The sequence below is a fragment of the Xanthomonas citri pv. citri genome (assembly GCF_000961215.1).
In the GTDB taxonomy this organism is placed as follows: domain Bacteria; phylum Pseudomonadota; class Gammaproteobacteria; order Xanthomonadales; family Xanthomonadaceae; genus Xanthomonas; species Xanthomonas cissicola.
Map to the genome: position 1 here is coordinate 2986720 of NZ_CP008998.1, position 24757 is coordinate 3011476.

Annotated in this window: 20 protein-coding genes, 1 tRNA gene, 1 other RNA gene and 1 pseudogene; 10 read left to right on the forward strand and 13 right to left on the reverse strand. The window is 66.5% G+C overall.

The window, feature by feature from the left end; all coding sequences use genetic code 11:
- Nucleotides 1–14: 14 nt before the first annotated feature.
- From AMD14_RS13390 to AMD14_RS13430, 9 genes are all read right to left on the reverse strand, one after another.
- Complete coding sequence (locus AMD14_RS13390) at nucleotides 15–1880, reverse strand: DUF885 domain-containing protein (RefSeq protein WP_015463352.1); 1866 nt, start codon at nucleotides 1878–1880, stop codon at nucleotides 15–17.
- Nucleotides 1877–3694 (reverse strand): DUF885 domain-containing protein, encoded by a 1818-nt coding sequence (locus AMD14_RS13395; RefSeq protein ID WP_015472149.1) that lies wholly within the window; start codon nucleotides 3692–3694, stop codon nucleotides 1877–1879. The genes AMD14_RS13390 and AMD14_RS13395 overlap by 4 nt, the downstream gene beginning before the upstream one ends.
- Nucleotides 3695–3811: 117 nt before the next feature.
- Nucleotides 3812–5011, reverse strand: coding sequence for a M24 family metallopeptidase (locus tag AMD14_RS13400; RefSeq protein WP_003484921.1), 1200 nt, complete (start codon nucleotides 5009–5011; stop codon nucleotides 3812–3814).
- Nucleotides 5008–6624 carry an aldehyde dehydrogenase family protein gene (locus AMD14_RS13405; RefSeq protein ID WP_003484920.1) on the reverse strand — a complete coding sequence of 539 codons (1617 nt, stop codon included), beginning with the start codon at nucleotides 6622–6624 and terminating at the stop codon, nucleotides 5008–5010. Before AMD14_RS13405 ends, AMD14_RS13400 begins: the two co-directional genes overlap by 4 nt.
- 210 nt (nucleotides 6625–6834) lie before the next feature.
- Complete coding sequence (locus tag AMD14_RS13410; RefSeq protein ID WP_005929129.1) at nucleotides 6835–7743, reverse strand: dihydrodipicolinate synthase family protein; 909 nt, start codon at nucleotides 7741–7743, stop codon at nucleotides 6835–6837.
- Complete coding sequence (locus AMD14_RS13415; protein WP_015472151.1) at nucleotides 7740–9053, reverse strand: FAD-dependent oxidoreductase; 1314 nt, start codon at nucleotides 9051–9053, stop codon at nucleotides 7740–7742. The genes AMD14_RS13410 and AMD14_RS13415 overlap by 4 nt, the downstream gene beginning before the upstream one ends.
- Nucleotides 9046–9291, reverse strand: a complete 246-nt coding sequence (locus AMD14_RS13420; RefSeq protein WP_005914068.1) for a 2Fe-2S iron-sulfur cluster-binding protein — start codon at nucleotides 9289–9291, stop codon at nucleotides 9046–9048. The genes AMD14_RS13415 and AMD14_RS13420 overlap by 8 nt, the downstream gene beginning before the upstream one ends.
- Entirely contained in the window at nucleotides 9288–10448 is a 1161-nt protein-coding gene (locus AMD14_RS13425; protein ID WP_005920331.1) for an NAD(P)/FAD-dependent oxidoreductase, read from the reverse strand. Before AMD14_RS13425 ends, AMD14_RS13420 begins: the two co-directional genes overlap by 4 nt.
- A 116-nt stretch (nucleotides 10449–10564) precedes the next feature.
- Nucleotides 10565–11503: a proline racemase family protein gene (locus AMD14_RS13430; RefSeq protein WP_005914064.1), complete on the reverse strand. Its 939-nt coding sequence runs from the start codon at nucleotides 11501–11503 to the stop codon at nucleotides 10565–10567.
- A gap of 160 nt (nucleotides 11504–11663) precedes the next feature.
- Between AMD14_RS13430 and AMD14_RS13435 the strand changes: the two genes are divergently transcribed.
- From AMD14_RS13435 to AMD14_RS13450, 4 genes are all read left to right on the forward strand, one after another.
- Nucleotides 11664–12380: an AraC family transcriptional regulator gene (locus tag AMD14_RS13435; RefSeq protein ID WP_003484914.1), complete on the forward strand. Its 717-nt coding sequence runs from the start codon at nucleotides 11664–11666 to the stop codon at nucleotides 12378–12380.
- A 205-nt stretch (nucleotides 12381–12585) separates the two neighbouring features.
- Nucleotides 12586–14214, forward strand: coding sequence for a signal recognition particle-docking protein FtsY (ftsY, locus tag AMD14_RS13440; protein WP_015463355.1), 1629 nt, complete (start codon nucleotides 12586–12588; stop codon nucleotides 14212–14214).
- Between the two features lie 346 nt (nucleotides 14215–14560).
- Nucleotides 14561–15634 carry an A/G-specific adenine glycosylase gene (mutY, locus tag AMD14_RS13445; protein ID WP_011051671.1) on the forward strand — a complete coding sequence of 358 codons (1074 nt, stop codon included), beginning with the start codon at nucleotides 14561–14563 and terminating at the stop codon, nucleotides 15632–15634.
- 23 nt (nucleotides 15635–15657) lie between these two features.
- The gene (locus AMD14_RS13450) at nucleotides 15658–15933 is read left to right on the forward strand and encodes an oxidative damage protection protein (protein WP_005914056.1); all 276 of its coding nucleotides are present in this window, start codon (nucleotides 15658–15660) and stop codon (nucleotides 15931–15933) included.
- A 373-nt stretch (nucleotides 15934–16306) separates the two neighbouring features.
- On the opposite strand, the gene AMD14_RS13455 is transcribed toward AMD14_RS13450, so the two are convergent.
- Together AMD14_RS13455 and AMD14_RS13460 are read right to left on the reverse strand one after the other, a co-directional pair.
- On the reverse strand, nucleotides 16307–17929 hold the full coding sequence (locus tag AMD14_RS13455) for a hybrid sensor histidine kinase/response regulator (RefSeq protein WP_011051672.1): 1623 nt from the start codon (nucleotides 17927–17929) through the stop codon (nucleotides 16307–16309).
- A 333-nt stretch (nucleotides 17930–18262) separates the two neighbouring features.
- A pseudogene (locus AMD14_RS13460) lies at nucleotides 18263–18835 on the reverse strand (hypothetical protein).
- Nucleotides 18836–19184: 349 nt separating this feature from the next.
- Here AMD14_RS13460 and AMD14_RS13465 point away from each other — a divergent pair.
- Nucleotides 19185–19385 (forward strand): KGG domain-containing protein, encoded by a 201-nt coding sequence (locus AMD14_RS13465; RefSeq protein WP_003484886.1) that lies wholly within the window; start codon nucleotides 19185–19187, stop codon nucleotides 19383–19385.
- Between the two features lie 293 nt (nucleotides 19386–19678).
- Nucleotides 19679–20470, forward strand: a complete 792-nt coding sequence (cho, locus tag AMD14_RS13470) for an excinuclease Cho (protein WP_230577978.1) — start codon at nucleotides 19679–19681, stop codon at nucleotides 20468–20470.
- Between the two features lie 154 nt (nucleotides 20471–20624).
- On the opposite strand, the gene AMD14_RS13475 is transcribed toward cho, so the two are convergent.
- Complete coding sequence (locus AMD14_RS13475) at nucleotides 20625–20900, reverse strand: hypothetical protein (protein ID WP_005914051.1); 276 nt, start codon at nucleotides 20898–20900, stop codon at nucleotides 20625–20627.
- Between the two features lie 249 nt (nucleotides 20901–21149).
- A tRNA-Phe gene (locus AMD14_RS13480) sits at nucleotides 21150–21225 on the reverse strand.
- Nucleotides 21226–21407: 182 nt separating this feature from the next.
- Here AMD14_RS13480 and AMD14_RS13485 point away from each other — a divergent pair.
- The 4 genes from AMD14_RS13485 (at nucleotide 21408) to AMD14_RS13495 (ending at nucleotide 24508) form a co-directional block, all read left to right on the forward strand.
- Nucleotides 21408–21944, forward strand: a complete 537-nt coding sequence (locus tag AMD14_RS13485) for a lipocalin family protein (protein WP_003484872.1) — start codon at nucleotides 21408–21410, stop codon at nucleotides 21942–21944.
- A gap of 112 nt (nucleotides 21945–22056) precedes the next feature.
- Nucleotides 22057–22533 carry an LEA/WHy family protein gene (locus AMD14_RS13490; protein WP_011051676.1) on the forward strand — a complete coding sequence of 159 codons (477 nt, stop codon included), beginning with the start codon at nucleotides 22057–22059 and terminating at the stop codon, nucleotides 22531–22533.
- 60 nt (nucleotides 22534–22593) lie between these two features.
- Nucleotides 22594–22670, forward strand: a non-coding RNA gene (locus tag AMD14_RS23515) — sX9 sRNA.
- 44 nt (nucleotides 22671–22714) lie between these two features.
- A complete protein-coding gene (locus AMD14_RS13495; RefSeq protein ID WP_005914047.1) occupies nucleotides 22715–24508 on the forward strand; it encodes an acyl-CoA dehydrogenase C-terminal domain-containing protein in 1794 nt (597 codons plus the stop codon).
- Nucleotides 24509–24757: the final 249 nt, after the last annotated feature.

Below are 24757 nucleotides of genomic sequence, written 5' to 3' on the forward strand. Positions count from 1 at the left end.
CGTGCGCGCACGTGTCAGTCGCTGGCGGAGGCCTTCGCCTCTGCCGATGCCTCTGCCTGGTCATCCTGTGGGTACGGCGACACGCCGCCATCGGCGATGAAGCGGTCGATGCGCGCTTCCAGCACCGGCAAAGGCACCGAGCCGGTCTGCAGCACCGCATCGTGGAAGTTGCGCAGGTCGAACTTTTCGCCCAGCGCGGCTTCTGCCTTGCGGCGTAGCTCCAGTATTTTCAGCTCGCCCAGGTAGTACGACAGCGCCTGCCCCGGCCAGGCGATATAGCGGTCTACCTCGGTGGTGACTTCGTGCTCGCTGAGCGCAGTATTGTCGCGCAGGTAGGCCTGCGCCTGCTCGCGCGTCCAGCCCTTGTGGTGGATGCCGGTATCGATCACCAGGCGGCAGGCGCGCCACATCTGGTAGGTCAGGTAGCCGAAACGGTCATAGGGCGTGTCGTACATGCCCATCTCCTGACCCAGATACTCCGAATACAGCGCCCAACCTTCACCGTAGGCGGAGATGAAGCCGTAACGGCGGAACTCCGGCAAGCCTTGCGCTTCTGCCGCGAGCGGCATCTGCAGTGCGTGACCGGGCGAGGATTCGTGCAAGGTCAGCGCGGTCAGGTTGTACAACGGCCGCGACGGCAGGTTGTAGGTGTTGACCAGATAGATGCCCGGCCCACCGCGACCGCCGGTGTAGAACGGCGCCAGCTCCGGTGGCACCGGTTCGATCGCGAAGCGACGGCGCGGCAGCCGGCCGATGTAATCGCCCACCTTGGCGTCCACGCGCTTGGCGATCCACGCCGCCTGCTTGAGCAACTCTTCCGGCGTCTTGGCATAGAACTGCGGATCGGTACGCAGGAAGTGCAGAAACGCCGGGAACACGGCCTGCCCGGCCGGCGGCTTGAAGCCGCTGGCCACGATGGTCTGGTCCATCTGCGTGCGCAGCTTGGCCACCTCCTGCAGGCCGATCTGATGGATCTGATCGGGGCTCAGGTCCAGCGTGGTGAACTCGCGAATCTGCGCACGGTAATACGCCTGCCCGTCCGGCAACGCTTCGCCGGCCAGCGTGGTGCGTGCGCGCGGCTGGTACTCGTTGCGGATGAAATCCAGCAGCTTGGCGTATGCCGGCACCACCAGTGTATCGATGGCCTTGACTGCCTGCTGGCGCAGTTGCGCCTGCACATCGGCCGGCAGCGTCGCCGGCATCTGCTTGAACGGCGCGTAGAACGGGTTGGCCTCGCCTTTGGCCTGCGCCACATCGGCGATGGATTGGTCGCGCCCGGTCATCGTGACCCGCGGCTGGGTGAAACCGCGTGCCAGCCCGGCGCGCATATTGTCGGTGTGCTCGGCGAAATAGCGCGGGATGTCGGCCAGCATCTTGAGATAACGCTGGTAATCCTCGCGCGTGCGCAGCGTGGCCTCGGCGCTGAAGCCCAGATCGCTCCAGAACGCCGAGTCGCTGTTGAACGGCATCTCCCAGGCGCGAAAATGCTGCTGGTCCAGCAACACCTGCAACTGTTGCCGGTACACCTGGTAGCTCACCTGATCTTCGGCCGACAACTGCGCCTGCGGGATGGCATCCAGTTCCTTCAACACCTGTTGCCAATACGCCGTGCGCTGGTTCTGCGTCGCGACATCGACCTTGGGCAGATGGTCGGCCTGTTGCTCCTGCGTGGCCTGGTTGTCTTCATCCACCGCGCCCGACGCCTGCGCCTGGCGCCAGCGCCACTCGCGCGTGTACAAGGCCTTGAAGCGTGCCGCTGCGGTATTCTGCGTGGCCGCAGCCGCAGCCTCGGCTGCGTGCACGGGCAAGGCCAAGCCGCCCAGGCTGGCGGCAATCAACAGAGTCAATGTGCTCGCGCGTAACGCGCTGGTGGTGCTCATGGGTGTGCCTCCGGCGCCGCCTTGGCCTGCGTAATCCACTGCCGCACACGTTGCTGCAACAGTGCCAGCGGCATCGCGCCGCCGCCCAGCACCGCATCGTGGAAGGCGCGCACGTCGAAGCGCTCACCGAGTTCTTTCTCGGCTTCGGCACGCAACGCCAGGATCTGCAGCTGGCCGAGCTTGTACCCCAGCGCCTGGCCCGGCCACACGATGTAGCGATCGGTTTCGGACTGGATGCTGGGCTCGTCGTCGGATGGATGTGCGTGGAAGAAATCCACCATCTGCTGGCGATTCCAGTGCTTGTAGTGCACGCCGGTGTCGAGCACCAACCGGTTGGCGCGCAGCAATTCGCCGGACAGGCGCCCATAGTCGTTATACGGATCCTTGAAGAAACCGATCTCCTTGCCCAGGCGCTCGGCATACAGCGCCCAACCTTCGATATAGGCGTTGTAGCCGGCCTGCTGGCGGAACGGCGGCAACGGCAATGTCTGCGCAAGCGAAATCTGCAGGTGATGCCCGGGCACGCCTTCGTGATAGGCGGTGGTTTCGATATTGATCAACGTGCGGCTGGCGAAGTCGCTGGTGTTGACCTTCACGATCGCCGGCTTGGTGCCTTCCGGATTGCTCTGCCAGTATTCGGCGCCCGGTGCGGTACGCCGGAACGCCGGCATCGCCTGCACTTCCAGCGGGGTCTTGGGCAGATGGCCGAACAACTTCGGCAGCTCCGGTTCCATCGCTGCGATGTATTGGCGGTACTGCTGCAGGATCTGCTCGCCCGAGGTGGCGAAGTGCCGCTTGTCGGTCTCCACGGCCTTGCGGAAGCTCGCCAGATCGGCAAAACCCTGCGCCTTGGCGATCTGCGTCATCTCGCCTTCGATGCGCGCCACCTCCTTCAGGCCGATCTGGTGGATTTCTTCCGGCGCCATGTCGGTGGTGGTCTGGGTATGGATGGCATAGCGATAACGGCGCTCGCCATCGGGCAGCGACCAGACGCCTTCCTGCGCGCGTCCCTGCGCGGCGTATTCGTCGCGGACGAACGCGGCCAGCTTTCCGTAAGCCGGGCGTACCTGTTGGTCGATCGCTGCGAGCAGCTGTTTGCCCAGCACATCGCGCTGGTCGGCGGGTACGGCGGCGTCGAGCTTTTTCAATGGCGAGGCGAACGGGCTCTGCTCGCCGGTCAAGGCCGCAATCTTGTCGATCTGCTCGGGTAAGCGCTCCAGCAGATAACGCGGCTGGGTGAGGCCGTCCTTCGCGCCCTGACGCGACACCGCGATCACCTGGTCGATCACCGTCGGAATCGTCTGTAGCCGCTTGATGTAGTCCTGGTAATCCTTGGCGTTTTCGAACGGAAAGGCATCGCCGTACCCGGCCAACGCCAACTGTATGCCGCCGATCGGTTCCAGCGGCATTGCATAGGTCTTCAGGTCGATGCCTTCCAGTTTGTCGCGCAACTGGCCCAGCATCATCTGCAGGCTGAGCTGGCGTTGCTCGTCCAGCGTCTTGGCATCCACCGCTTCGAACTGCTTGAGCAGGTCGGCCGTTGCGGCGCGCTCTGCTTGCACGGCCGCCAGCGAGTAATCGCTCCAGCGGTCGTTGTAGCGCTTGTCGCCGATGATGCTGGCGAACTCCGGGTTGTGCTGCAGCTGGTACTGCCACTGCTTGTCCAGCAGCGCATCGAAGGCCTTGGCAGCCTGCTCGCCGGTTGAGGCGGAGCCAGGCGACGCCGCCGGCTCCGCTGCGGGCGGCGCCGGCTTGCAGGCGGTGAACAAGGCGGCGGCGAGTAGACCGATGGCGACGGGACGCAGGTGTTTCATGCATTCACTCCAAGATGCAAGGACAGCGGTAGGAGCGCGCCTGAGCGCGAATGGCTTCACTCGGGAATGCCCGTCGCGCCCGGGTGCGCTCCTACGCGCGCGTGAACCTTCGCAGACTCACGCAAACGGTTGATCGATCGCCACCGACGGCGGCGTGAACCACTGCGCACCATCGTCGGTCACGTAGAAATGGTCTTCCAGGCGCACGCCGAACTGCTCCGGCACCACGATCATCGGCTCGTTGCTGGCACACATGCCCGGCTGCAACGCCAGCGCATTGCCGCGCACCAGGTAAGGCGCCTCGTGAATCGCCAGGCCGCAACCGTGACCGGTGCGATGCGGCAACCCGGGCAGCCGATAGTCGGGCCCGAGCCCGGCTGCTTCCAGCACCTTGCGCGCAGCCTGATCCACCGCTTCGCATGCCACGCCCGGGCGGATCGCTGCGAATGCCGCCGCCTGCGCGGCCTGCTCCAGGTCCCAGATGCGCTGCTGCGCGTCGTTGGCCGCACCATAGATCCAGGTGCGGGTGATGTCGGAGTGGTAGCCCTGCACGGTGCAGCCGGTGTCGATCAACACCAGTTCACCTTCGCGCAGGTGCTGCACACCCGGGATGCCATGCGGAAACGCAGTGGCGTGACCGTACTGCACGATACAGAAGGTCGATCCGTTGTCGGCGCCCAGCGCGCGATGCGCCTCATCGATGAAACGCACCAGTTCATCGGTCCCGATCCCGTCGTGCGCGATACCGGCCGCCAGCCGCTGTACCAGCAAGGTCATATCGCAAGCCTGCTGCATCAATGCCAGCTCGGCTGGCGACTTGCACATGCGGCAGCCATCGATGATCGCGCCGGCATCACGAATCGCCTTGCCCAGATGCGCACGCAGACCGGTGTGCACGGCGAACGCGATGCCGGGGTCCAGCGCCAGGGCGTGCGCATGGCGCTCATCCATGGCCTGTACCACCAGTGCGTACGGGTCGTCGTGCTCTTCCCACAGGTATTTGGTCGCCGGGATCTTCAGTACCGCATCCAGCGAGCCTTCCTCGAACACGGGGCAGATCAACACCGGATCGCCATCCAGCGTCAGCAGCAGTGCCACCAGACGCTCGCTCGCCCCCCACGGCACGCCGGTGAAATAGCGCAGCGACGTGCCGGCGCCGATCAACAGCGCATCCACGCCATGCCCGCGCATGAGGCTGCGTGCACGCTCGATGCGGCGCTCGTATTCGTCCGCGGCGATCGGCGCGGCGCGTTGTGTCCACGGCGCGAGTTGCGCACGCGCTTGCTCCAGCGACAGCCCGCCGATCTGTCGCTTCATGCGCCGGCTCCAAGATCGGCCGTGCTCCATTGCCCGTCGACCAGACGTGCCACGCCGCCCGGATTGCGCTGGCGCAGTTCGGCGGGCAGCAGTGCATCGGGCACCGCGTCGTAACTGTGCAAGGCGGCAAAACGGCGGATGGCGCCGGGCATGCCCACCGCCGTGAAGCCCGGATGCCCGGTGCTCGGGAACGGGCCACCGTGGTTTTGCGCAGCGCTCACGGCCACGCCGGTTGGCATCTTGCTGTTGATCAAGCGCCCTACCCGCGCACGCAGCACCGGGGCGATGGTCTGCCACGCGGCATCGTCGCGGCCGTCGGCCGCGCGGTACAACGTGCCGGTCAGATTGCCTTCGAACGCAGCAGCCACCTGTGCCATCTGCGCCACATCGGCTGCGCGCACCAGCAGGCTCACAGGCCCGAAGGCTTCGGCCTGCAGGGCGTGCGGATTGGCGAGGAAGGCTTGCGCATCCACGCTCAACAAGGTCGGCGCATAGCGGTAGCCATCCTCGCCGGTGTGCCCGCCGGCCAGCATGCCGGCGCCGGCCGCACGTAGGCTCGCCACGCCGCGTTGCACGCCTTCTACACCAGAGGCGGAGAACAGCACCATCGGCATGGCCGCTTCGAAATGCGCCTTGCTGGCCGCAACGAACGCATCGCCAGCCGCGCCATGCGGCACCACCACCACACCGGGATTGGTGCAGAACTGCCCGCTACCCAGCGTGCAGGAGGCGAAGAATTCCTGCGCAAGCGCATCGCCGCGTTCGGCCAGCGCGCCCGGCAACAGGAAGACCGGGTTGACGCTGGAAAGCTCGGCATAAAACGGCACGCCCGCCGCGTCTGCGGCGGCCTTCAGGGCCAGCCCACCGGCACGGCTGCCAGTGAATCCGATCGCGCCCAGCCGCGCATCGCCCGCCAATCGCAGGCCGATGGCATTGTCGAAGTGATACAGCAGTTGCACCGCCGCCGCAGGCAGACCGGCCGCGAGCAAGGCCTGATGCGCGAGCTGCGCCATGCGCTGGCTGGTGGCCGGATGCAACGGATGCGCCTTGGCGATGACCGGGTTGCGCGCGGCAATCGCCGAGGCGAAATCGCTGCCGGCAATTGCATTGAACGCGAACGGAAAGTTGTTCGGGCCGAATACCAGCACCGGTTTGCCCAGCGGCGCCAGGTGCGAACGCAGATCTGCCGCGCTGTCGATGATGGGCTGGGTCCAGCTGTAGCTGCGCACGGCCCGTGCGGCCTGCCGCAGTTGGCCGCTGGTGCGCGGCAGTTCGTTACCGCGCAAGCGTGTGGGCGCCGGTAACGCCGTCTCGGCATGCGCCAGCGCGACCAGGGTATCGGCATCGGCATCTAGCGCATCGGCATAGGCTTCCAGAAAGGCCGCGATCCGCTCGACCGGTGCGGCCGCCAACTCCGCCGCCACTGCCTGCGCCGCAACCACGGCCGCTTCCACATCGTCCGCGCCACTGACCGGAAAGTAGGGCCCGATTGGTTCGCCGGCGGCCGGGTCGGCAGCACGGAAGCTGCCGGTGGCGGCGCGGCTGGCTTGCCATCGGCCTGCCAGCAGGATCTCGGCTGCTGCCGCGGGAATGGAGTGGTTCGTATCGTTCATTGCGGCACCTTCGGTGACAGGGAGGCAGGTCCGGCGCTCGGTGCGCTGGCGGCCGACCAGAAAGACGATGAGGATGCGGCACTGGATGCCACATCCGCATCGGCCGACGCATCGCCCCGCGCGCAGGCAAGGCGCGTGGCACGAACCCGCACGACTCGCACCCTGCGCTCACCCGCAGGCGCAACAGACGATGGCAGCATCATGGCGCCATCAAGACAACTTGGGCGCGGTGGCGATGGCATGGTCGATGACCTTCAACGCGGCATCGCGCTCGGCACCGGCCACCACCAGGCGCGGCGCACGCACCTGCTCGCTGCCCATGCCGACCTTGGCCTGCACCAGTTTGATCAGCTGCACGAAGGTGGGCACCGTATCCAGGCGCAGCAGCGGCAGGAACCAGTGGTAAAGCTCCCTGGCCGCCGGGTAACCGCCATCGCGGGCGAGTTCGAACAGGCGCACCGATTCCTTCGGATACGCATTGACCAGGCCGGCGATCCAACCCTTGGCGCCCATGCTCAGGCCTTCGACGATGGCATCGTCCATGCCCACCAGCAGCGCCAGGCGATCGCCCAGCAATTCCTGCAGTGCGGCGAAGCGGCGCACGTCGCCGGACGATTCCTTCACTGCCTGCAGGTTCGGGAATTCGGCGGCCAGCTCGGCGATCTGCGCCGGGCCGAAATCGGTCTTGTAGGCGACCGGGTTGTTGTACAGGATCACCGGCAGATCGGTTGCGCCGATCACCGCGCGCACATGCGCGCCCATTTCGCGCCAATCGGTGGAGTACACGTACGGCGGCAGCACCATCAAGCCGCCGCAGCCGATGTCCTTGGCCGCCTTGGCCAGCGCGACCGCTTCGCCGGTGGCCAGGCTCGCGATGCCCGGCACCACCGGCACGCGACCGTTCAAGGCGGTGACCAGCGTGCGCAGGATCGCCAGCTTGTCTTCCACGCTCAAGGTCGCAGCTTCGCCCAACGAGCCCAGCGGCACGATCGCGGTGCAACCGGCATCCACCAGTTGATTGGCGTGCTTGCCGAGGAAGTCGTGGTCGATGTCGCCGTTAGCGGTGAACGGAGTGGTGATGGCCGGCAGCACGCCGTGCCAGAACGCAGCATTGCTCATGGGTGTTTCCCTTGCGAGTCGGAAGTGAACGAGTCGGCCAGCGCCGCGAGGCGGACCGGGAACAACGGCGGCCGGCGGCCGGCGTCGGTGGAAAGATCGGGCGGGCAACGCCCCAGTTCGGCCAGCGCCGCACCGCAGATGCGGCCCTGGCAGGCGCCCATGCCGCAGCGCGAGACGAGCTTGGCGTCGCGTGCATCGTTGAAGCTGTCCAGGGCGGCCAGCGGTACGTCTTCGCAGCGGCAGATCAACGTGTCCGCCTGCGCCAGCGTGCGGATGCGCGGATCAAGCGCGAATTGCTGCTGCAGCAGATCGGCAAACGCACGCGCGGCGTGACGCCGTGGCTGCAGGCGCAGCGCCGCCTCCGGTGCATCGGCCGCCATATGTCCGGCCATCGCACCTTCAATCAATGCGCAGTCGCGCCCGCCGATGCCGCAGACTTCGCCGGCGGCAAAGATCTGGGTGACGCTGGTACGCAACAGCGCATCCACCTGCACCTGCTGGTGCGCGCCGTACGCTTGCAGCTGGCAACCCAGCAATTGCGCAAGCTCGGTATTGGGCACCAAGCCATAGCCCACCGCCAGTTGATCGCAGGCAAGACGCGTGCGGCCGCTGGGCCCGGCGAGTTCCACTTCGCGCAACTGCGTGTCGCCGTGCGCGGCAATCACCATGCTGCCGGCGCGATATGCCACTGCACGCAGCTGCAGGCGCAGCGCCACCGCCTGCGCGGCCTTGCCCGGCCAGCGCCACAGCTGCAGTGCGAACTGGCGCAAGGCGGCCGGCGAGGTCTGTTCGTGAATGCCGAGCACGTGCGCGCCATGCCGTTGCAACGTGGCTGCACTGGCCAGCAACAACGGGCCACTGCCGGCCACCAGCACGCGCTTGCCAGCCAGCGGCCAGCCCTGCTTGGCCAGCGCCTGCGCCGCGCCGGCACCGGTGACGCCGGGCAGGGTCCATCCCGGGAATGGCAGCAGCAATTCGCGCGCACCGGTGGCCAGCACCAACGCGGCGTAATGCAGCTGCAATGTGCCGGTGGGGCCATCGGCCAGGAGCCAGCCCGGTTGCGCCAGCAAAATCTGCGTGCGCGTCAGCACGGTGATCGATGCATTGCCCGCCACCTGCTGCAGCAATGCGCGCGCATCGGCCGGCGCGCCGGAGTGCACATCGCTGCGCCACACCTGACCGCCGGTACGTGGCTGCATGTCGACCACGCCCACGCGCACGCCTTGGCTGACCGCCGCCCGCGCCGCCGCCAGCCCGGCCGGGCCGGCGCCGATCACCAACACATCGAAATGCAGCACGCGCTCAGCCATCGGTGCGTACCTGCATGCCATCGCATGCGTCCACCAGGCACGCGCGTTGCTGTCCCACGCCATCGATGCGCACGCGGCATTCGAAACACACCCCCATGCCGCACAGGGGGGCGCGCGCTTGCCCACTGCTCGATTGCCGAAACTGCAACGTCGCCTGCGCCACTGCCGCCGCCACGCTGGCACCGGCCGGCACCTCGACCATGCGCCCATCCACGTGCAGACGCACCGTCGCGCTCATGCGGGCGCTCCTTGCGCGGCACGCGCCGGTGCGTAGGGCGCCGGGTCGATGGCCGGGGTGCGCCCGAGCAGGCTGTCCACGATCACCCGTGCGCTCCCCAGCGCCGTGGTGACCCCAAGCCCCTCGTGACCGGCGGCCACCCACACATCGCGCCGGCCGGGCACCTTCCCCAAATACGGGCGCCCGTCCGGCGTGGCCGGTCGCAAACCGGTCCACACGCGGATCGCTTGCAGTTCGCGCAGCACTGGCAGGTACGCGAAGGCGCGCTGCAGCATCTGCTGCAGCACCGGCATCGACAAGGCGCGGTCGTGCTCGCCGAACTGGCGCGAGGAGCCGATCAGAATCTGCCCGGTGGGCCGCGGCTGCACATTGAAGGCCACGCTGGTGTCGTCGGCTCCATGCGCCGAATCCGCATAGCCCAGTTCCAGCAGCTGATGCCGGATCAGCCCCGGGTGCCGGTCGGTAATCACCAAATGGCCCTTGCGCGGGCGCAGCGCCAGCTCGGGCAGCAACTGCGGCAAGGCCACACCGCTGGCCACCAGCACCGGCCCGGCGAGCGTCTGCCCATCGTCCAGACGCACCGCATGCTCCTGCAGCTGCACCACGCGGCGGCCGGCGAACAAGCGCGCACCGGACGTGCATGCCGCGCCCACCAAATGCCGCGCGACCCGCGGCGGATACACCACGGCTTCATCGGGCACGCGCATGCCGCCAGCCAGCCCGGGCACCAGCTGTGGTTCCAGCGCGTACAGCTGCGCGGCATCGATCGCTTCGGCATGCAGGCCGGCCGTTGCCAGGCGTGCGATCTTGGCTGGCACCGCCGCCAGTTCGCGCGCATCGCGGGCCACCCACAGCGTGCCGCAGCGGCTGAATTCGGCTTCGCTAAGCGTGGCGAAGCGCTCCCACAGCCGCAGCGAATACGCCGACAACGCCAGCTCGGCCGGGTCGTCGTCCATCGCCACCAAATGCCCCATCGCCGCTGCGGTGGAGCCGCCGCCGATCGGTCCCGGCTCGACGATCGCCACACGAAGGCCCTCGCCCGCCGCCGCTTCCGCGCACGCGGCGCCCACAATGCCGGCGCCGATCACGATCAGGTCGTAACTGCGTCGCGTGCCTGCGGCAGACGCGGCGGACCCGGATTCGGTCACCGCATCCAATCCAGGCGCCGATACCGACGCAGGCGTTGCAGGGGCAGTCCCTGTCATCGCAGCAGACACTGCTGCGCCAGACGGCGTGACCGACGCAAGCACCGGCGCGGGCCGCTGGGGTTCCATCAGGCCACGATGCCCCAGGCGAACGGGTCCGCCGGGTCGATCACCAGTTGCGCGCGCGCGGTGATGTACGCCCGCCCACTGATGCGCGGTGCGATGCCGCGCCCGCTCAGCCGATAATTGCCTTCGAAGGCGCTGCCCAGAATGCCTTGCTGCACCCAGCGCTCGCCTTCGGCCAACTTGCCGTCCGCCGCCAGGCAGGCCAGCTTGGCGCTGGTGCCGGTGCCGCACGGCGAGCGGTCATAGGCCAGCCCCGGGCACAGCACGAAATTGCGCGCCACGCCGCTACCGTCGGGCGCAGCGCCGTTGACTTCGATATGGTCGATCTCGCCACCGGCCTCGCCAGTGATCCCGGCCGCTTCCAGGGCCAGCCGAATCGCCTCGGTATACGCGGTCAGCTCGCGCTGGTGCGCCAGGTCCAGCGCGCACGGCGCATGCTCGGTGATGAAAAACCAGTTGCCGCCCCAGGCCACGTCGCCGCACACCCGGCCATGCCCCGGCACCTCCACCTCGACCCCGCTGGCAAAACGATAGCTCTCGACATTGTCTACCGACACCGTGCCGTCGTCGGCCAGCTCCACGCCCACCGTGCCGACCGGTGTCTCGATCCGGTGCTGGCCCGGCGCGATGCGCCCCAGTTCGGCCAGCGTGCGCACCACGCCAATCGTGCCGTGCCCGCACATGCCCAGGTAGCCGACGTTATTGAAGAAGATCACCCCGGTGCAGGCGCTCGGGTCGCGCGGCGGCAGCAACAAGGCGCCCACCATGGTGTCCGACCCACGCGGCTCGCAGGCGATGGCGCTGCGCCAGTGGTCGAACTCGCTGCGGAAGCGTTCGCGGCACTGCGCCAGATCGCCATCGCCCAGATCTGGAAAACCGGAAAGGACCACGCGGGTAGGCTCGCCTGCCGTGTGGGAGTCGATGACGTCGATGGTGTGCATGGCTCATGCTCCCACTGCCGACCCGCGGACGACTAGCGTTCAATGCCAAGTGAAAATGCGGAAATCCGCACAATCACCCACCCGAATCACAACCGCGCGTTTGCGCTAGGATCATTGCTGGGCTGCACCGTCGTGCAACCGTCTAATCGTGACCGCTACCATGACCCTGATGGACCTCAACCTGCCCGCCCTGGAAATGCAGACGCTGTTCGATGCACTGCCGGATGTGGTGTTCTTCATCAAGGACAGCGAGGGGCGCTACACCCATTGCAACCTGACCCTGGTGCGCCGGTTGGGACGCAAGCTGCGCAGCGAGATCATCGGCCGCTCGCCGCTGGAAGTGTTCCCGTTGCCGCTGGGCGGCAGCTACATGATGCAGGACCGCCGCGTGCTGTGTGGCGAGCTCATCGACAACCAGCTCGAAGTGCATCTGTACCCCAACCGCCTGCCGGGCTGGTGCCTGACCTTCAAACGCCCGCTGTGCGAGGCCAATGAGGTGATCGGTGTGGTCGGCATCTCGCGCGATCTGGGCCAGCCCGACAGCCGTCATTCCGCCTACGAACGCTTGAGCCAGGTGATGGAACACATGCAGACCAACTTCGGAGACAACCTGCGCGTGCAGAGCCTGGCCGACCTGGCCGGGCTGTCGGTGGCGCAGCTGGAACGTCACTTCCGCCGCGTGTTTCAGGTCACCCCGCAGCAATTGCTGACCAAGTTGCGCATCGAATCGGCGATGCGGCTGCTGTACGGCGACGACAGCATCGCCAGCATCGGGCAACGCTGCGGCTTCGCCGACCAGAGTGCCTTCGCGCGCCAGTTCAAGGCCACCGTCGGCATGACGCCGCGTGATTACCGCGCGCTCAAAGGTCAGTTATAAAGACACAACTTCGCGTTGACACATCGCTGGCAAAAATGCCGAATTCGGCAGGATTTGCCACGCGCTAGCGCACCCAGGTGAGCCGCCATACCGACGGCAGTGCGATGCATGCGAGACGCCCGGGCGCGGAGCTGCGCTAAAGGCGGCGTCAAGGTGTCAGGAGGCCCGGATGATAGAATTTCGGGTTTCCCCTACTGCGTTGCCAATGGCCAGCTTTTTTCGCCGTAACAAGCCAACCACGCCCGACAGCTCGCGTACCTCGCGCTACAGCCTGGAAGAACTGGCAGCCGCATTCCCCACCGCGCCGTCTGCCGCCACCCCGGCATCGCCGGTCGAGGCGGTGCCGAATGCCGAGCCAGAACGCGAAGCGGCCGCAACGCCGGTTGTTGCGCCTGTCACGCCTGCTCCGGCAGGCGGCGAGCCTGCAGCGCCCGCGGCGCCGATACCGCCGCAGATCACCGCCGCGCCAGCCGACCAGCTGGCGCAGGAGATCGCTGCACGCACTGGCCAGGCGCAGAGTATTGCCGCCGTCCCGAGCGCGCCCGCAGCTCCTGCGGCGCCTGCGCCGACCGCATTGCAGGCACTGCCAGACCCGATACCCGCCAGCGCCCCCAGCGCGCCGGTCGTGGTGCCGCCGCCGGTCGTAGCGCAGCCGCAGACCGTCCCGACGCCGCCTCCTGCCGTGCCTGCACAGCCGGTGTCGCCCCTGCAAAGCGCAGCGCCTGCCGTGGTCGCACCCCCGGTCGCCGCTCCGCCGGCCTCGACGCCTGCACCGGCTGCTGCAGCTCCAGCCGGCGCGCCGCCCATCAGTGCCGCGCCGACGGTCACCGCGCCGGCGATTGTCAGTGCACCGCTGCCGAGCACGCAGGACGACAGCATCGTCGGCCAGCGCGAGGCCCTCCCCGCCGCGCCGGCGGGAAAACCCGGCTGGCGCGAGCGGTTGCGCAACAGCACCTTCGCTCGCAGTTTCGGCGGCCTGTTCTCGCGCAATCCCAAGCTCGATGACGACCTGCTCGACGAGATCGAAACCGCGTTGATCACCGCCGACGTCGGCATCGGCGCCACCACGGCGTTGATCGACGGCCTGCGCAAGCGGATGAAGTCGCGCGAATTCGTCGACGCCCAGGCGATGTTCAAGGCCTTGCGTGCCGATCTCATCGCGCTGCTGCAGCCGGTCTCCAAACCGCTGGTGATCGACCGCTCGCTCAAACCGTTCGTGGTGCTCACCGTTGGCGTCAACGGCGTCGGCAAGACCACCACCATCGGCAAGCTCGCCAAGCGCTTCAAGGACGAAGGCAACAGCCTGATGCTCGCAGCCGGCGACACCTTCCGTGCTGCCGCCGTGGCGCAATTGCAGGCCTGGGGCGATCGCAATGGCGTGGCCGTGATCGCGCAGGGGCAAAACGCCGATGCCGCGTCGGTGGCGTTCGACGCGCTGCAGGCCGCCAAGGCGCGCGGCACCGATGTGTTGATCGCCGACACCGCCGGCCGCCTGCATACCCAGACCGGGCTGATGAACGAGCTCGGCAAGATCCGCCGCGTGCTCGGCAAGATCGATGCCGCTGCGCCGCACGAAGTCTTGATGGTCATCGACGGCACCACCGGCCAGAACGCCATTTCGCAGCTGCGCCAGTTCCACGCTGCCGTGGGCGTCACCGGCCTGGTCGTGACCAAGCTCGATGGCACTGCCAAGGGCGGCGTGGTGTTCGCGCTGGCGCGCGAGTTCAATATTCCGATCCGCTTTGCCGGTATCGGCGAGCGCCCGGAGGATCTGCGCGTCTTCGACCCGGTTGCCTTCGTCGACGCGCTGTTGCCGGACGCGTTGGGCGGTTGATCGGAAGATGCCTGTCCGCATCTGCAACCGCTGTGCGCGCAGGCGCGACAGGCAGGTTGCACCGTGCGGCAGGCGTCACGCGATTGGTCCCAGGCAAGACGCGTACCGGAGTTTGCCCAGCCCTCGCCCGCAGCACTCAGAAAGCAATGTCGCGCGGATGCATCAGTGGCCGACGCCCATGCGCCGGCAACACCGCATCGACCTGGCGATGAAGGATGGTTCTGCGAACGGTGCCTGGTCGGAATGACGTTTCCGCTGCGGTGAATGGACGCGCCGCACGACGTACGCAGCAGACCCGCTTCGCGTCCCGCCACCCTCGCCCCGCCCTCCATCGCCAGCAGCGCTCATGCCAGCCGACCACGCCACTCCCTCCGCTCATGCCTTTGTCGACCGCCTGTTGCACTGGTTCGACGGCCACGGTCGCCATGATCTACCCTGGCAGCATCCACGCGCGCCCTATCGGGTGTGGCTGTCGGAAATCATGCTGCAGCAGACCCAGGTCGCGGTGGTCATTCCGTATTTCCACAAGTTCATGGCGCGCTTCCCTGCGCTGGCCGATCTGGCTGCGGCCGACAACGACACGGTGATGGCGCAGTGGGCCGGACTGGGCTACTACGCCCGCGCGCGCAATCTGCATGCCGCCGCCAAGCAATGCGTCGCGCTGCACGGCGGGCAAGTTCCGCGCGACTTCGATGCACTGCTTGCGTTGCCGGGCATCGGCCGCAGCACGGCAGGGGCGATCCTGAGCCAGGCCTGGAACGATCGCTTTGCGATCATGGACGGCAACGTCAAACGCGTGCTCACGCGCTTCCACGGCATCGCCGGGTATCCCGGCCTGCCGGCGATCGAAAAACAGTTATGGCAACACGCCATCATCCATGTTGCGCACGTCCCCGCTGGCCGCCTGGCCGACTACACCCAGGCGCAGATGGATTTCGGCGCCACCCTGTGCACGCGCGCCAAGCCCGCCTGCGTACTGTGCCCGCTGCAGACCGATTGCATCGCACGCCGCAATGGCCTGGTCGACGCGTTGCCCACCCCCAAACCCGGCAAGCAGCTACCCGAACGCGAGGCCACTGCGCTGCTGCTGCAGAATGCCGAGGGCCACATCCTGCTGCAGCGACGCCCGCCAACCGGCATTTGGGCCTCACTATGGACGCTGCCGCAGGCCGAGACCGAGAGCGGCATGCGCGCCTGGTTTGCGGCGCATATCGACGGCAACTACGAGCGCGCCGACGAGATGCCGCCGATCGTGCACACCTTCAGCCATTACCGCCTGCATTTGCAGCCATGGCGCCTGCGCAAGGTCGCGCTACGTCCGGCGGTGCGCGACAATGACGACCTACGCTGGGTAGCACCTGCCGATCTTGCATCGCTAGGCCTGCCGGCGCCGATCCGCAAGTTGCTCGACGCGTTGTAAGCGCGTCTTCCAAAGGAATCCGCATGTCCCGCACCGTGTTCTGCCACTACCAGCAAAGCGACGCCGAAGGCCTGGATTTCGTGCCGTATCCGGGCGAGCTCGGCCAGCGCATTTTCGCGCAGATCGGCAAGAACGCCTGGCAAGCGTGGTTGGCGCACCAGACCATGCTGATCAACGAAAACCGGCTGTCGCCGCGCGACCCCAAGCACCGCGCCTTTCTCGAAGCCGAGCTGCAGAAGTTCCTGTTCGAGCGCAATGCCGACAAACCCGAAGGCTATGTGGCGCCGGTGGGTGACTGAGCGCGCGGATGTGGGATTGCGGAGTCGTGAGTTGCACCAGTAGTGGCAGCCTTTGCTGCATCCAATGCGTCTGAGAAGTAATGGGGTGGCTGCATCTGCTGAAAAGAGCGAGTGCCGGAACGGCCAGGCCGTTCACCGACGTGGCGTGGTGTTCCCGTCGCAAAATAAGCTTGGCGATCCGCCCATATCCCGCGCACGACGTGGGTGATCTGGCGGATGCGCCATGCGTCGAGCTCCGCGGGCCTCATGGTCGCCAGGCAGCGCCCGATGCCTGCTGCTCCGGGCGCTGCGCTAGCGGACTGCCGCAATCTTGAAGCTCAACGGCGATTGCAGTGCGATGCCGCAGCGGCATCGCAGTGGCGATCTGTCGGACTCAACCAACCCCGGTCGGCCCATCCAGCAACATGCGGATGCGCTTGAGCAATTCCTTCTGCGTATAGGGCTTGTTCACCACATCGAACTCGGCGCCGCCCACATCGGTACGCTGGATGCTGGCATCGGCGTAGCCGGTGGTGAGCAGGATCTTGATCTTCGGCAACATGCGGCGCGCCTCACGGGCGAGCATCACCCCGTTCATACCGCCGGGCATGATCAGGTCGGTGAATAGCGCATCCACTTCCGGGTTCTTCTCCAGGATCTCCATCGCCTCGCGTCCGCTGGACGCAGACAGGATGCGGTAACCGGCATTTTCCAGAAACATCCGCGCCACCACCGCCACATCCTGCTTGTCTTCCACCACCAGGATGGTTTCGTTGCCACCCTTGTCGATGGCGCGACTCTTGGCTATCTGCAAATCGTTTTCGAATTCGCTGGAGGCGGGGAAATACAGCCGCACCGTGCTGCCCTCGCCCACCTCGCTGTAGATGCGTACGGTGCCGCCGGACTGCTTGACGAATCCATACACCATCGACAGGCCCAGGCCGGTGCCCTGGCCTTCCTCCTTGGTGGTGAAGAACGGTTCCATCACCCGGCTGACCACCTCCGGCGGCATGCCCGAGCCGGTGTCGGTCACGGCAATGCTGACGTAGCGGCCCGGTGCCAGCTGGTGGTACATCGCCAGATCGTGGCCGGTGATCTCCACGTTCTGGGTCTGCACCGTCACTTCCTTGCGTTCGGCCTGGGCCATCGCGTCGCGCGCATTGATCAACACGTTCAACAGCGCCACCTCTGCCTGGGTGGTGTCGATCTGGCAGTTCCACAGCCCTTCTTCCAGCGACTGGCGCAGAGTGACTCCGCCTCCCAGCGCGCGCTCGGCCATGTTGGTCATGCCGGCCACCAATCCGTTGAGGTTCACTACCCGCCCGCGCAGTTTCTGCTTGCGCGAAAACGCCAGCAGTTGCTGGGTCAAGGTGGCCGCCTTGGCAGCCGCTGCCGCCGCGTGTTCGGCACTGAAGGCAATGCGCTCGGCACTACTGCCGCCGGCGCTGGCCATCGTCTGGATCACTTCCAGATGGCCAGACATCACCTGCAGCAGATTGTTGAAATCGTGCGCGATGCCGCCGGTCAGCTGGCCCAGCGCTTCCATCTTCTGCGCCTGGCGCAGCGCATCTTCGGCATCGCGGCGCCGGCTCACATCCAGCTGCGAGCCGAAGAAATACACCAGGTTGCCCTTGTCGTCGAACACCGGCGAGATGAAGAGCGCATTCCAGAACGAGGAGCCGTCCTTGCGGTAATTCAGCACCTCGGTGGCAAATTCGCGACGGCTTTCGATCGATTCGCGCACATCGCTGATGCTGGCCGGATCGGTCTCCGGCCCCTGCAGGAAGCGGCAGTTGTTGCCGATGACTTCATCGGCGGCATAGCCGGTCATCTCCAGGAACGCGCGGTTGGCGAACACGATGGGATTATCCGGAAGATGGGGGTCGGTCACCGTCATCGGCATGCGCGTGGTTTCCACTGCGGCAAAGAAGATGTCCGAGCGGTGCTTCTCGACAGGCAGGCTGCGAGATTCGCTGATGTGAGGCGCTCGCAGCTCTCCGTGACCGGGATCGTTCAAGTGATGTTCTCCGCGGGGCCATTCCCGTGGCCACAGTCTAGTTGGGTCCGGTGAGGCGATTCGTCACATCCATGAGCATTTCCCGTACGGCCGCGCCTGCCGCTAAACCAGTGCGCTGCGATTGCAGCTGCGCACCCGTGAGCGCTGGGTGTCGTCCGCCCCTCGTTTGGCGGCGTTCCCAGCCCGACGGCGCTGCGCCCACTGCGCTCACTCAGTGCGATACCGCCGGCTCGACCGGGACACCGGCGCGCCGCGCACTGACACGTTCGCCATGATCCCGGCACTACACGCAGAACCGGCGACGCGCGGGCGAATGAACGCACAGCGACGCCATCACGTTGCAGGCGTATAGGCAGATAGCAGGACCGGCTTACCCGGGTCGGCGGCAATTTCTTTGTGCTCGCTCAGGCGCAGCGCGTCGGCGTCGGCATCGGCGCGTCCTGGGTGTTCATTTCCCATACGTCGATCACGCGCTTGTGGAACACGACAGCGCCGCGGTGGCGGTCGTAACGAAAGGTGATGCAGTCCGTCCAGTGTTGTCCGCACGCCAATCCGTCTTGCACGGTGAAATACGCGCCCTTGGCGACCAGGCCCTGGTCGCTGTCCAGAAACGGATCGCACTGCCCGCCTTCGTCGGCTTTGAAGATCACCCGCGTGTTGCGCACGACTTCGACAAACCCACCGTCCGCGTTTGCAAGCAGCACCAGCAAGGTACGCGGCGGTGCCGCATGTCCATTGCCACGCAGCGTCTGTTCTGCGGATGCACGCAACGCAACCACGTCGTCCAGCCGGCCACCTCGGTGAGATCTGCGCTAGCGACACCCATCCACCGACAGTAGGTAACGATTCGGCAGCGCCTGCAGGTAGCGTTGCGACGCTGGCTGGCATGGCGAGCGTCGCCGTCATTGCCGGCACTGTTGCCCACCATCCGCATGGTGTCGTCATCGCGGTGTCCTGGTCTGCGTCGGGGCTGCCTGCATGGCCGGCCGTCGTTGTCGCGCGCGCCGGCATCGGATTGCAGGACCTAGGACCGTGCGGCGCACGTGCATGGTTGAGTCGACATACTGTCGAGCGTCTGCAGGATTGCTTCGCCACACCGCGTTTTTCGGCAGTGAAGATCGCTCGTCAAGCCCGCTTGCCGGCTCACGCCTAGCTGTCGAAATCCCCACGTCCGATTGATGCCTCCACCGCGATGCTGGCCTCGCACCACGGCGTCCAGTGGTGCATTCCCCAACTGACGAAACGAGAATCCGCAATGGCAAATCAGAACGACAACAAGGGTGGCACCAGCAACCGCGGCTTTGCTTCGATGGACGAAGACAAGCAGCGCGAAATCGCATCCAAGGGCGGCAAGGCGGCCCATGAAAGTGGCAATGCCCACGAGTTCACCTCGCAAGAAGCGCGCGAAGCCGGCAAGAAGGGCGGCCAGGCGAGCGGTGGCGGCAACAACCGCTGAGCTGCACAACACTGCAGGTACCACGGCGCTTCCGGAAGAGCTGAAGCTCTTTCGGAAGCGCGTTCTTTTCATGCGGCGTCTCAGCTGATGCGACAGCACATCGGCACGCTACTGCCCGATGACAACGATTTTCCAGGCATTCCCACATGCCACCGTGCATACAGCAGCGCCGCGCCATGTGGGTGGTTGCGCACGAGTCGATACGCTGACGCAGCAGACCAAGGTCCGCCGTGGCCCGCAGTGAACGCGTTCGCCGCGCGCTCGGCGCGGTCGAATACGCCTACCCCGACCATTTGCGCAGCACGCTCGCGACCTTGCCGACGACTGCCGGGGTGTATCTGTTCCATGGCAAGGACAGCGGACTCCCCTTGTACATCGGCAAGAGCATCAACCTGCGGATGCGGGTGATGGATCACTTCCGCACGCCACGCGAAGCCTCGTTATTGCGCCAGACCCGGCGCATCAGCGTATTCGAAATGGCCGGCGATCTCGGTGCGCAGCTGCTGGAATCCCAGCTCATCAAATCGATGCGCCCGCTGTACAACCAGAAGCTGCGTCGCGTACCGCGTCAGTTTTCGATCCGCCTGTATTGCGGCGAGGTGTCCATCGTGCATTCGGCCGAGCGCGATCCGGCGGTAACACCATGGCTGTATGGGCTCTATTCCAGCCCACGCGCCGCCAAGGAGGCGTTGCGGCGGCTGGCCGATCGCGACCGCCTTTGCTACGGGCTGCTCGGCCTGGAACGCGCCACCGATGGTCGCCCGTGTTTCCGCGCCATGTTGGAACGCTGTGCCGGTGCCTGCCATGGCGCCGAGTCGCTGGGCGACCACGAGACGCGTCTACGCGCTGCCCTCCAGCACCTGGAACAGGTCGTATGGCCGTTTCCTGGCGCGGTCGCACTCATGGAAGAAGGTAAGCAGTTGCGCCAGTTTCACGTGCTGCGCGACTGGCACTATCTGGGCAGCGCCACCTCGCTGGCCACTGCCCGCAAACTGCAGTCCACACCCGGCGACTTCGATCGCGATTGCTACCGGATTTTGCGCAAGGGCCTGCAAACGCATCTGCACAACGTGGTGTTGCTATAAGCGCGACATGAGTGGGCGCGCCCACTTCGGCACTCGCAGTACGCACCGAGTTCATGCGAGGCATCGCGCGACTTGCCGCCGGTCTTCCCTGTTCCCCGCCAACCACGATCTCGCCGCCTGCACGCTCGAAGCGCACGCAAGAGTCCGCGATTCTTCAGCCGCTCTGCCTTTCGCAGCTGCGGTATTCCTTGGGGTCCAAAAACTCCGCCAGACAAGAACCTACGCGCAGCGCCTGCTCGCGCGCGTCGCCCCGGTACTCGCCCTGCCCTGCGCCCTCGATCGTGGCCACGGGGGCGGCGCGGTCGCGGTGGTAAACGAACGCAGTCGAAAGCCACAACGTCGCGCCAGGCGCCTGGCTTTCCAGGGTCTCCACGCGGAATTCACCGCAGTAACCGTGGATCAGGGTGCGTCGGAGTGTCTTGTGCGTCATGCGCGCAGTATCGCCATGCACATTTGAAGATCACGTCGAAATCGATTGCATCGGGCGCACGTAGCACCTACGCGCACGACCGGAAGCCGAACCAACGCGCAAGTCTGTGTCCATGCTGGATCAGATCAGAATCAGCGCGCGCGCGCGCAACACGCATCACTGCCCACCGCGTGTGCAATCGAGAAAGTGACAGGGAGAGCGACAGATCCGGCGATGACCGGGAAGCCTTGCGAACGAAGGCTTGGAATATGGTGGCCGAGGACGGAATCGAACCGCCGACACGGGGATTTTCAATCCCCTGCTCTACCAACTGAGCTACTCGGCCACTTAACCTGCAACACGATGCCTGCGTTGCGAGGACGCGCACTATAGCGAGCAGGCGCAGTTTGGGCAAGCGTTGCGAGCAACTTTGTTGCCGGCCGCTCTCGGCGCCGGCGTTTCTTGCGCCGGTTCACGCCGCGCGGCCGGGTGCATGGCCTAGCCTGCGCGCGTCCACCGGAGATTGTCATGCGCCTGCCCCGCCTGCTGTTGTCGTTCGTCGCCCTGCTGCCGCTGACAGCGCTGGCGCAACAGCCGGTGCGTGCGGTGCCGCAGCTGGACATCTCGCGCTACGCGGGCCAGTGGCACGAGATTGCGCACCTGCCGGTGTCGTTCCAGAAAAAGTGCCGCGGCGACATCACCGCCAGCTACACCTTGCGCGACGATGGCCTGGTCGGCGTGCGCAATGGCTGCCGCACCGCCGATGGCAGCCTGACCCAGGCCGACGGCGTGGCGCGCCCGGTCGATGGCCAGCCCGGGCAGTTGCAGGTGCGCTTCGCTCCCGAGTGGCTCGCTTGGTTGCCGCTGGTGTGGGCCGACTATTGGGTGATCGCGCTCGACCCGGATTACCAGTGGGCGATGGTCGGCGAGCCGGATCGCAAATACCTGTGGATCCTGTCGCGCTCGCCGCAGATGCAGCGCGCGCAATTGGAACGGCTCAAGGCGAAGGCGGCCGAGATGGGCTACGACCTGTCGCCGTTGATTGTCGCCGCGCCGTTGTTGTGAGGCCTGCCCGCGCCCCGGCCTAGATCCGGCGCCACCGCTTCGCGCTCAGGAGCGGCGACCGTACTGCGTAGTATTCTTGGCGCCGCCTCATTCCCGCCAAGGACCCGAGTCCATGCGTCGTGCCTCTCGCCTTCTTCTTGTATCGCTGGCCTGCGGGCTGCTGCTGAGCGCCTGTGGCGGCGCAGTCCGCCGGGTGTCCGAGCCGGCCGCCAGCATCCAGCAACTGACCGTGCGCGCCGACGGCTCCTGGTCGCTCGACCTGCGCCTGCAGAACTACAGCAGCATCCCGATGCAGTTCGAACGCGTGGCACTGGAGATCTCTGCCAGCGACCAATTGGCCGGCAAGCTCGACCAGGCAGTGGGCATGTCGATCGGCCCGGAAACCGCCGATGTGGTCACCGTCGCCGTGCAACCCACCTCGCTGGGTCGTATCACCGTGGCCGACGTGCTGGCCGGCGGCCGCTCGTTCCCGTATACGCTCAAGGGCACCGTCTGGGCGACCCCGCAGGACAAGAAGCAGCGCCAGTTCAGTGTGGAATCGCGCAATACGCTCAGCCCGGCCCCCGGCCTCAATGGCGTGCTGCGCTAAGAGTGGCTAACAAAACTACTGCGCAGCCGCCAGGCGGCGCGGCCGCTGCTCGGAATCGGCATGTACCCCTCGTACATTCCGGTTCTGAGCGCGCCGTCCGCGCCCACCTGACAGCTGCTCGCTACGTTTTGTTAGCCGCTCTAAGGCGCACGCCTCCCGTCCCCGCTTCCAAGGATCCCGCATGAGCAGCTACACCGCCCCGCTGACCGATTTTCGCTTCGCCCTGCACGATGTGCTCGGCGCGCAAGCCCTGTTCGCCCGGCTCGGCTATACCGAGGCCAGCACCGACATCATCGACGCCGTGCTCGAAGAGGCCGGCCGCTTCACCTCGCAGGTGCTGGCGCCGCTCAACAGTGTGGGCGACGAGATCGGTTGCGCGTTCGACAAGAGCACGCACGCGGTGACCACTCCGCCCGGCTTCCGCGCCGCCTACGATCAATTCGTGGAAGGCGGCTGGAACGGGCTCACCGCCGAACCGCAATTCGGCGGCCAGGGCATGCCGCACACGCTGGGCGTGCCGCTGAGCGAAATGATCAATGCCGCCAACCTGGCCTGGGGCAACTTTCCGCTGCTGTCGCATGGCGCAATGGAAGCGCTGCGCCAGCACGGCGAGACCTGGCAGCAGGACGTCTTCCTCAAACCCCTGATCGACGGCCGCTGGACCGGCACCATGTGCCTGACCGAACCGCATTGCGGCACCGATTTGGGCCTGCTCAAGACCCGTGCCGAACCCAATGCCGATGGCAGCTATGCCATCACCGGCACCAAGATCTTCATCACCGCCGGCGAGCACGACCTCACCGACAACATCGTGCACCTGGTGCTGGCCAAGCTGCCGGACGCACCGGCCGGCGCCAAGGGCATCTCGCTGTTCGTCACTCCCAAGTTCAAGGTGGACCGCGACGGCACCGTGGGTGAGCGCAACGCGCTGCATTGCGGCTCCATCGAGCACAAGATGGGCATCAAGGGCTCGGTGACCTGCGTGATGAACTTCGAGGGCGCACAAGGCTACCTGGTCGGCCAGCCGCACAAGGGCCTGCAGGCGATGTTTACGATGATGAATACCGCACGCCTGAGCGTGGGCCTGCAAGGCATCGGGTTGTCCGAGCGCGCCTACCAGAACGCCCTGCGCTACAGCCGCGAGCGGTTGCAATCGCGGGCGCTCAGCGGCGCCAAATCCCCGGACAAACCGGCCGACCCGATCATCGTGCACCCGGACGTGCGCCGCATGTTGCTGACCGTCAAGTCGCTGACCGAAGGCAGCCGCCTGCTCGCGTTGCATGCGGCCAGCCTGGTCGACGTCGCCCATCGCGGCGAGAGCGAACGCGAACGCGCCGACGCCGAGACCCTGGTGAGCTTCCTCACCCCGATCTCCAAGGCCTGCCAGACCGAATGGTCGATCGAGAATACCTACCACGCGCTGCAGTGCTTCGGCGGCCACGGCTACATCCGCGAGTACGGCATGGAGCAACTGGCCCGCGACGCGCGCATCACCACCATCTACGAAGGCACCACCGGCATCCAGGCGCTGGACCTGATCGGCCGCAAGACCGCCGCCAGCCAGGCTGCCGGGCTGAAGCTGTTCCTGGCCGATGTGGAAACCTTCGCCAACGCGCAGGACGGCAACGCCGCGCTGGCCGAGTTCATCAAGCCGTTGCGCGACAAGTGCAGCGAATGGGCGATGCTGACCCGCGATGTGCTCGATCGCGCCGCGCGCAACCCGGACGAACTCGGCGCCGCCAGCCATGACTATCTGTTTTATTCGGGCTACGTGGTGCTGGCGTACTGGTGGGCGCGCAGCGTGGCCGCTGCCGACGCATCGGCGCACGGCGAGGACTTCAGGCGCGCCAAGCGGGAGACGGCGCGGTTCTACTTCGCCCGCATCCTGCCACGCACCCTGACCCATGCCGCCGCCATCCGCAGTGGCGCCGCACCGCTGATGACGCTGGAAGCGGAACTGTTCGGCGAAGGCTGAGCGCCATCATCACGGCGCTGCCGCTGCCGTAGGAGCGGACCTGGCCGCGACGGGGCGGTGTCGCTCGGCAAGGCGTCGCGCCCGGGTGCGCTCCGACGGGTAACGCCGCGAGATTACACCGCTGTCGTAGGAGCGGACCTGGTCGCGACGGGGCGGTGTCGCTCGGCAAGGCATCGCGCCCGGGTGCGCTCCGACGGCTCACCAACGCCATCACTGCGTTCGAAGGGTGATCCCGCAGCGCGGCGGCAC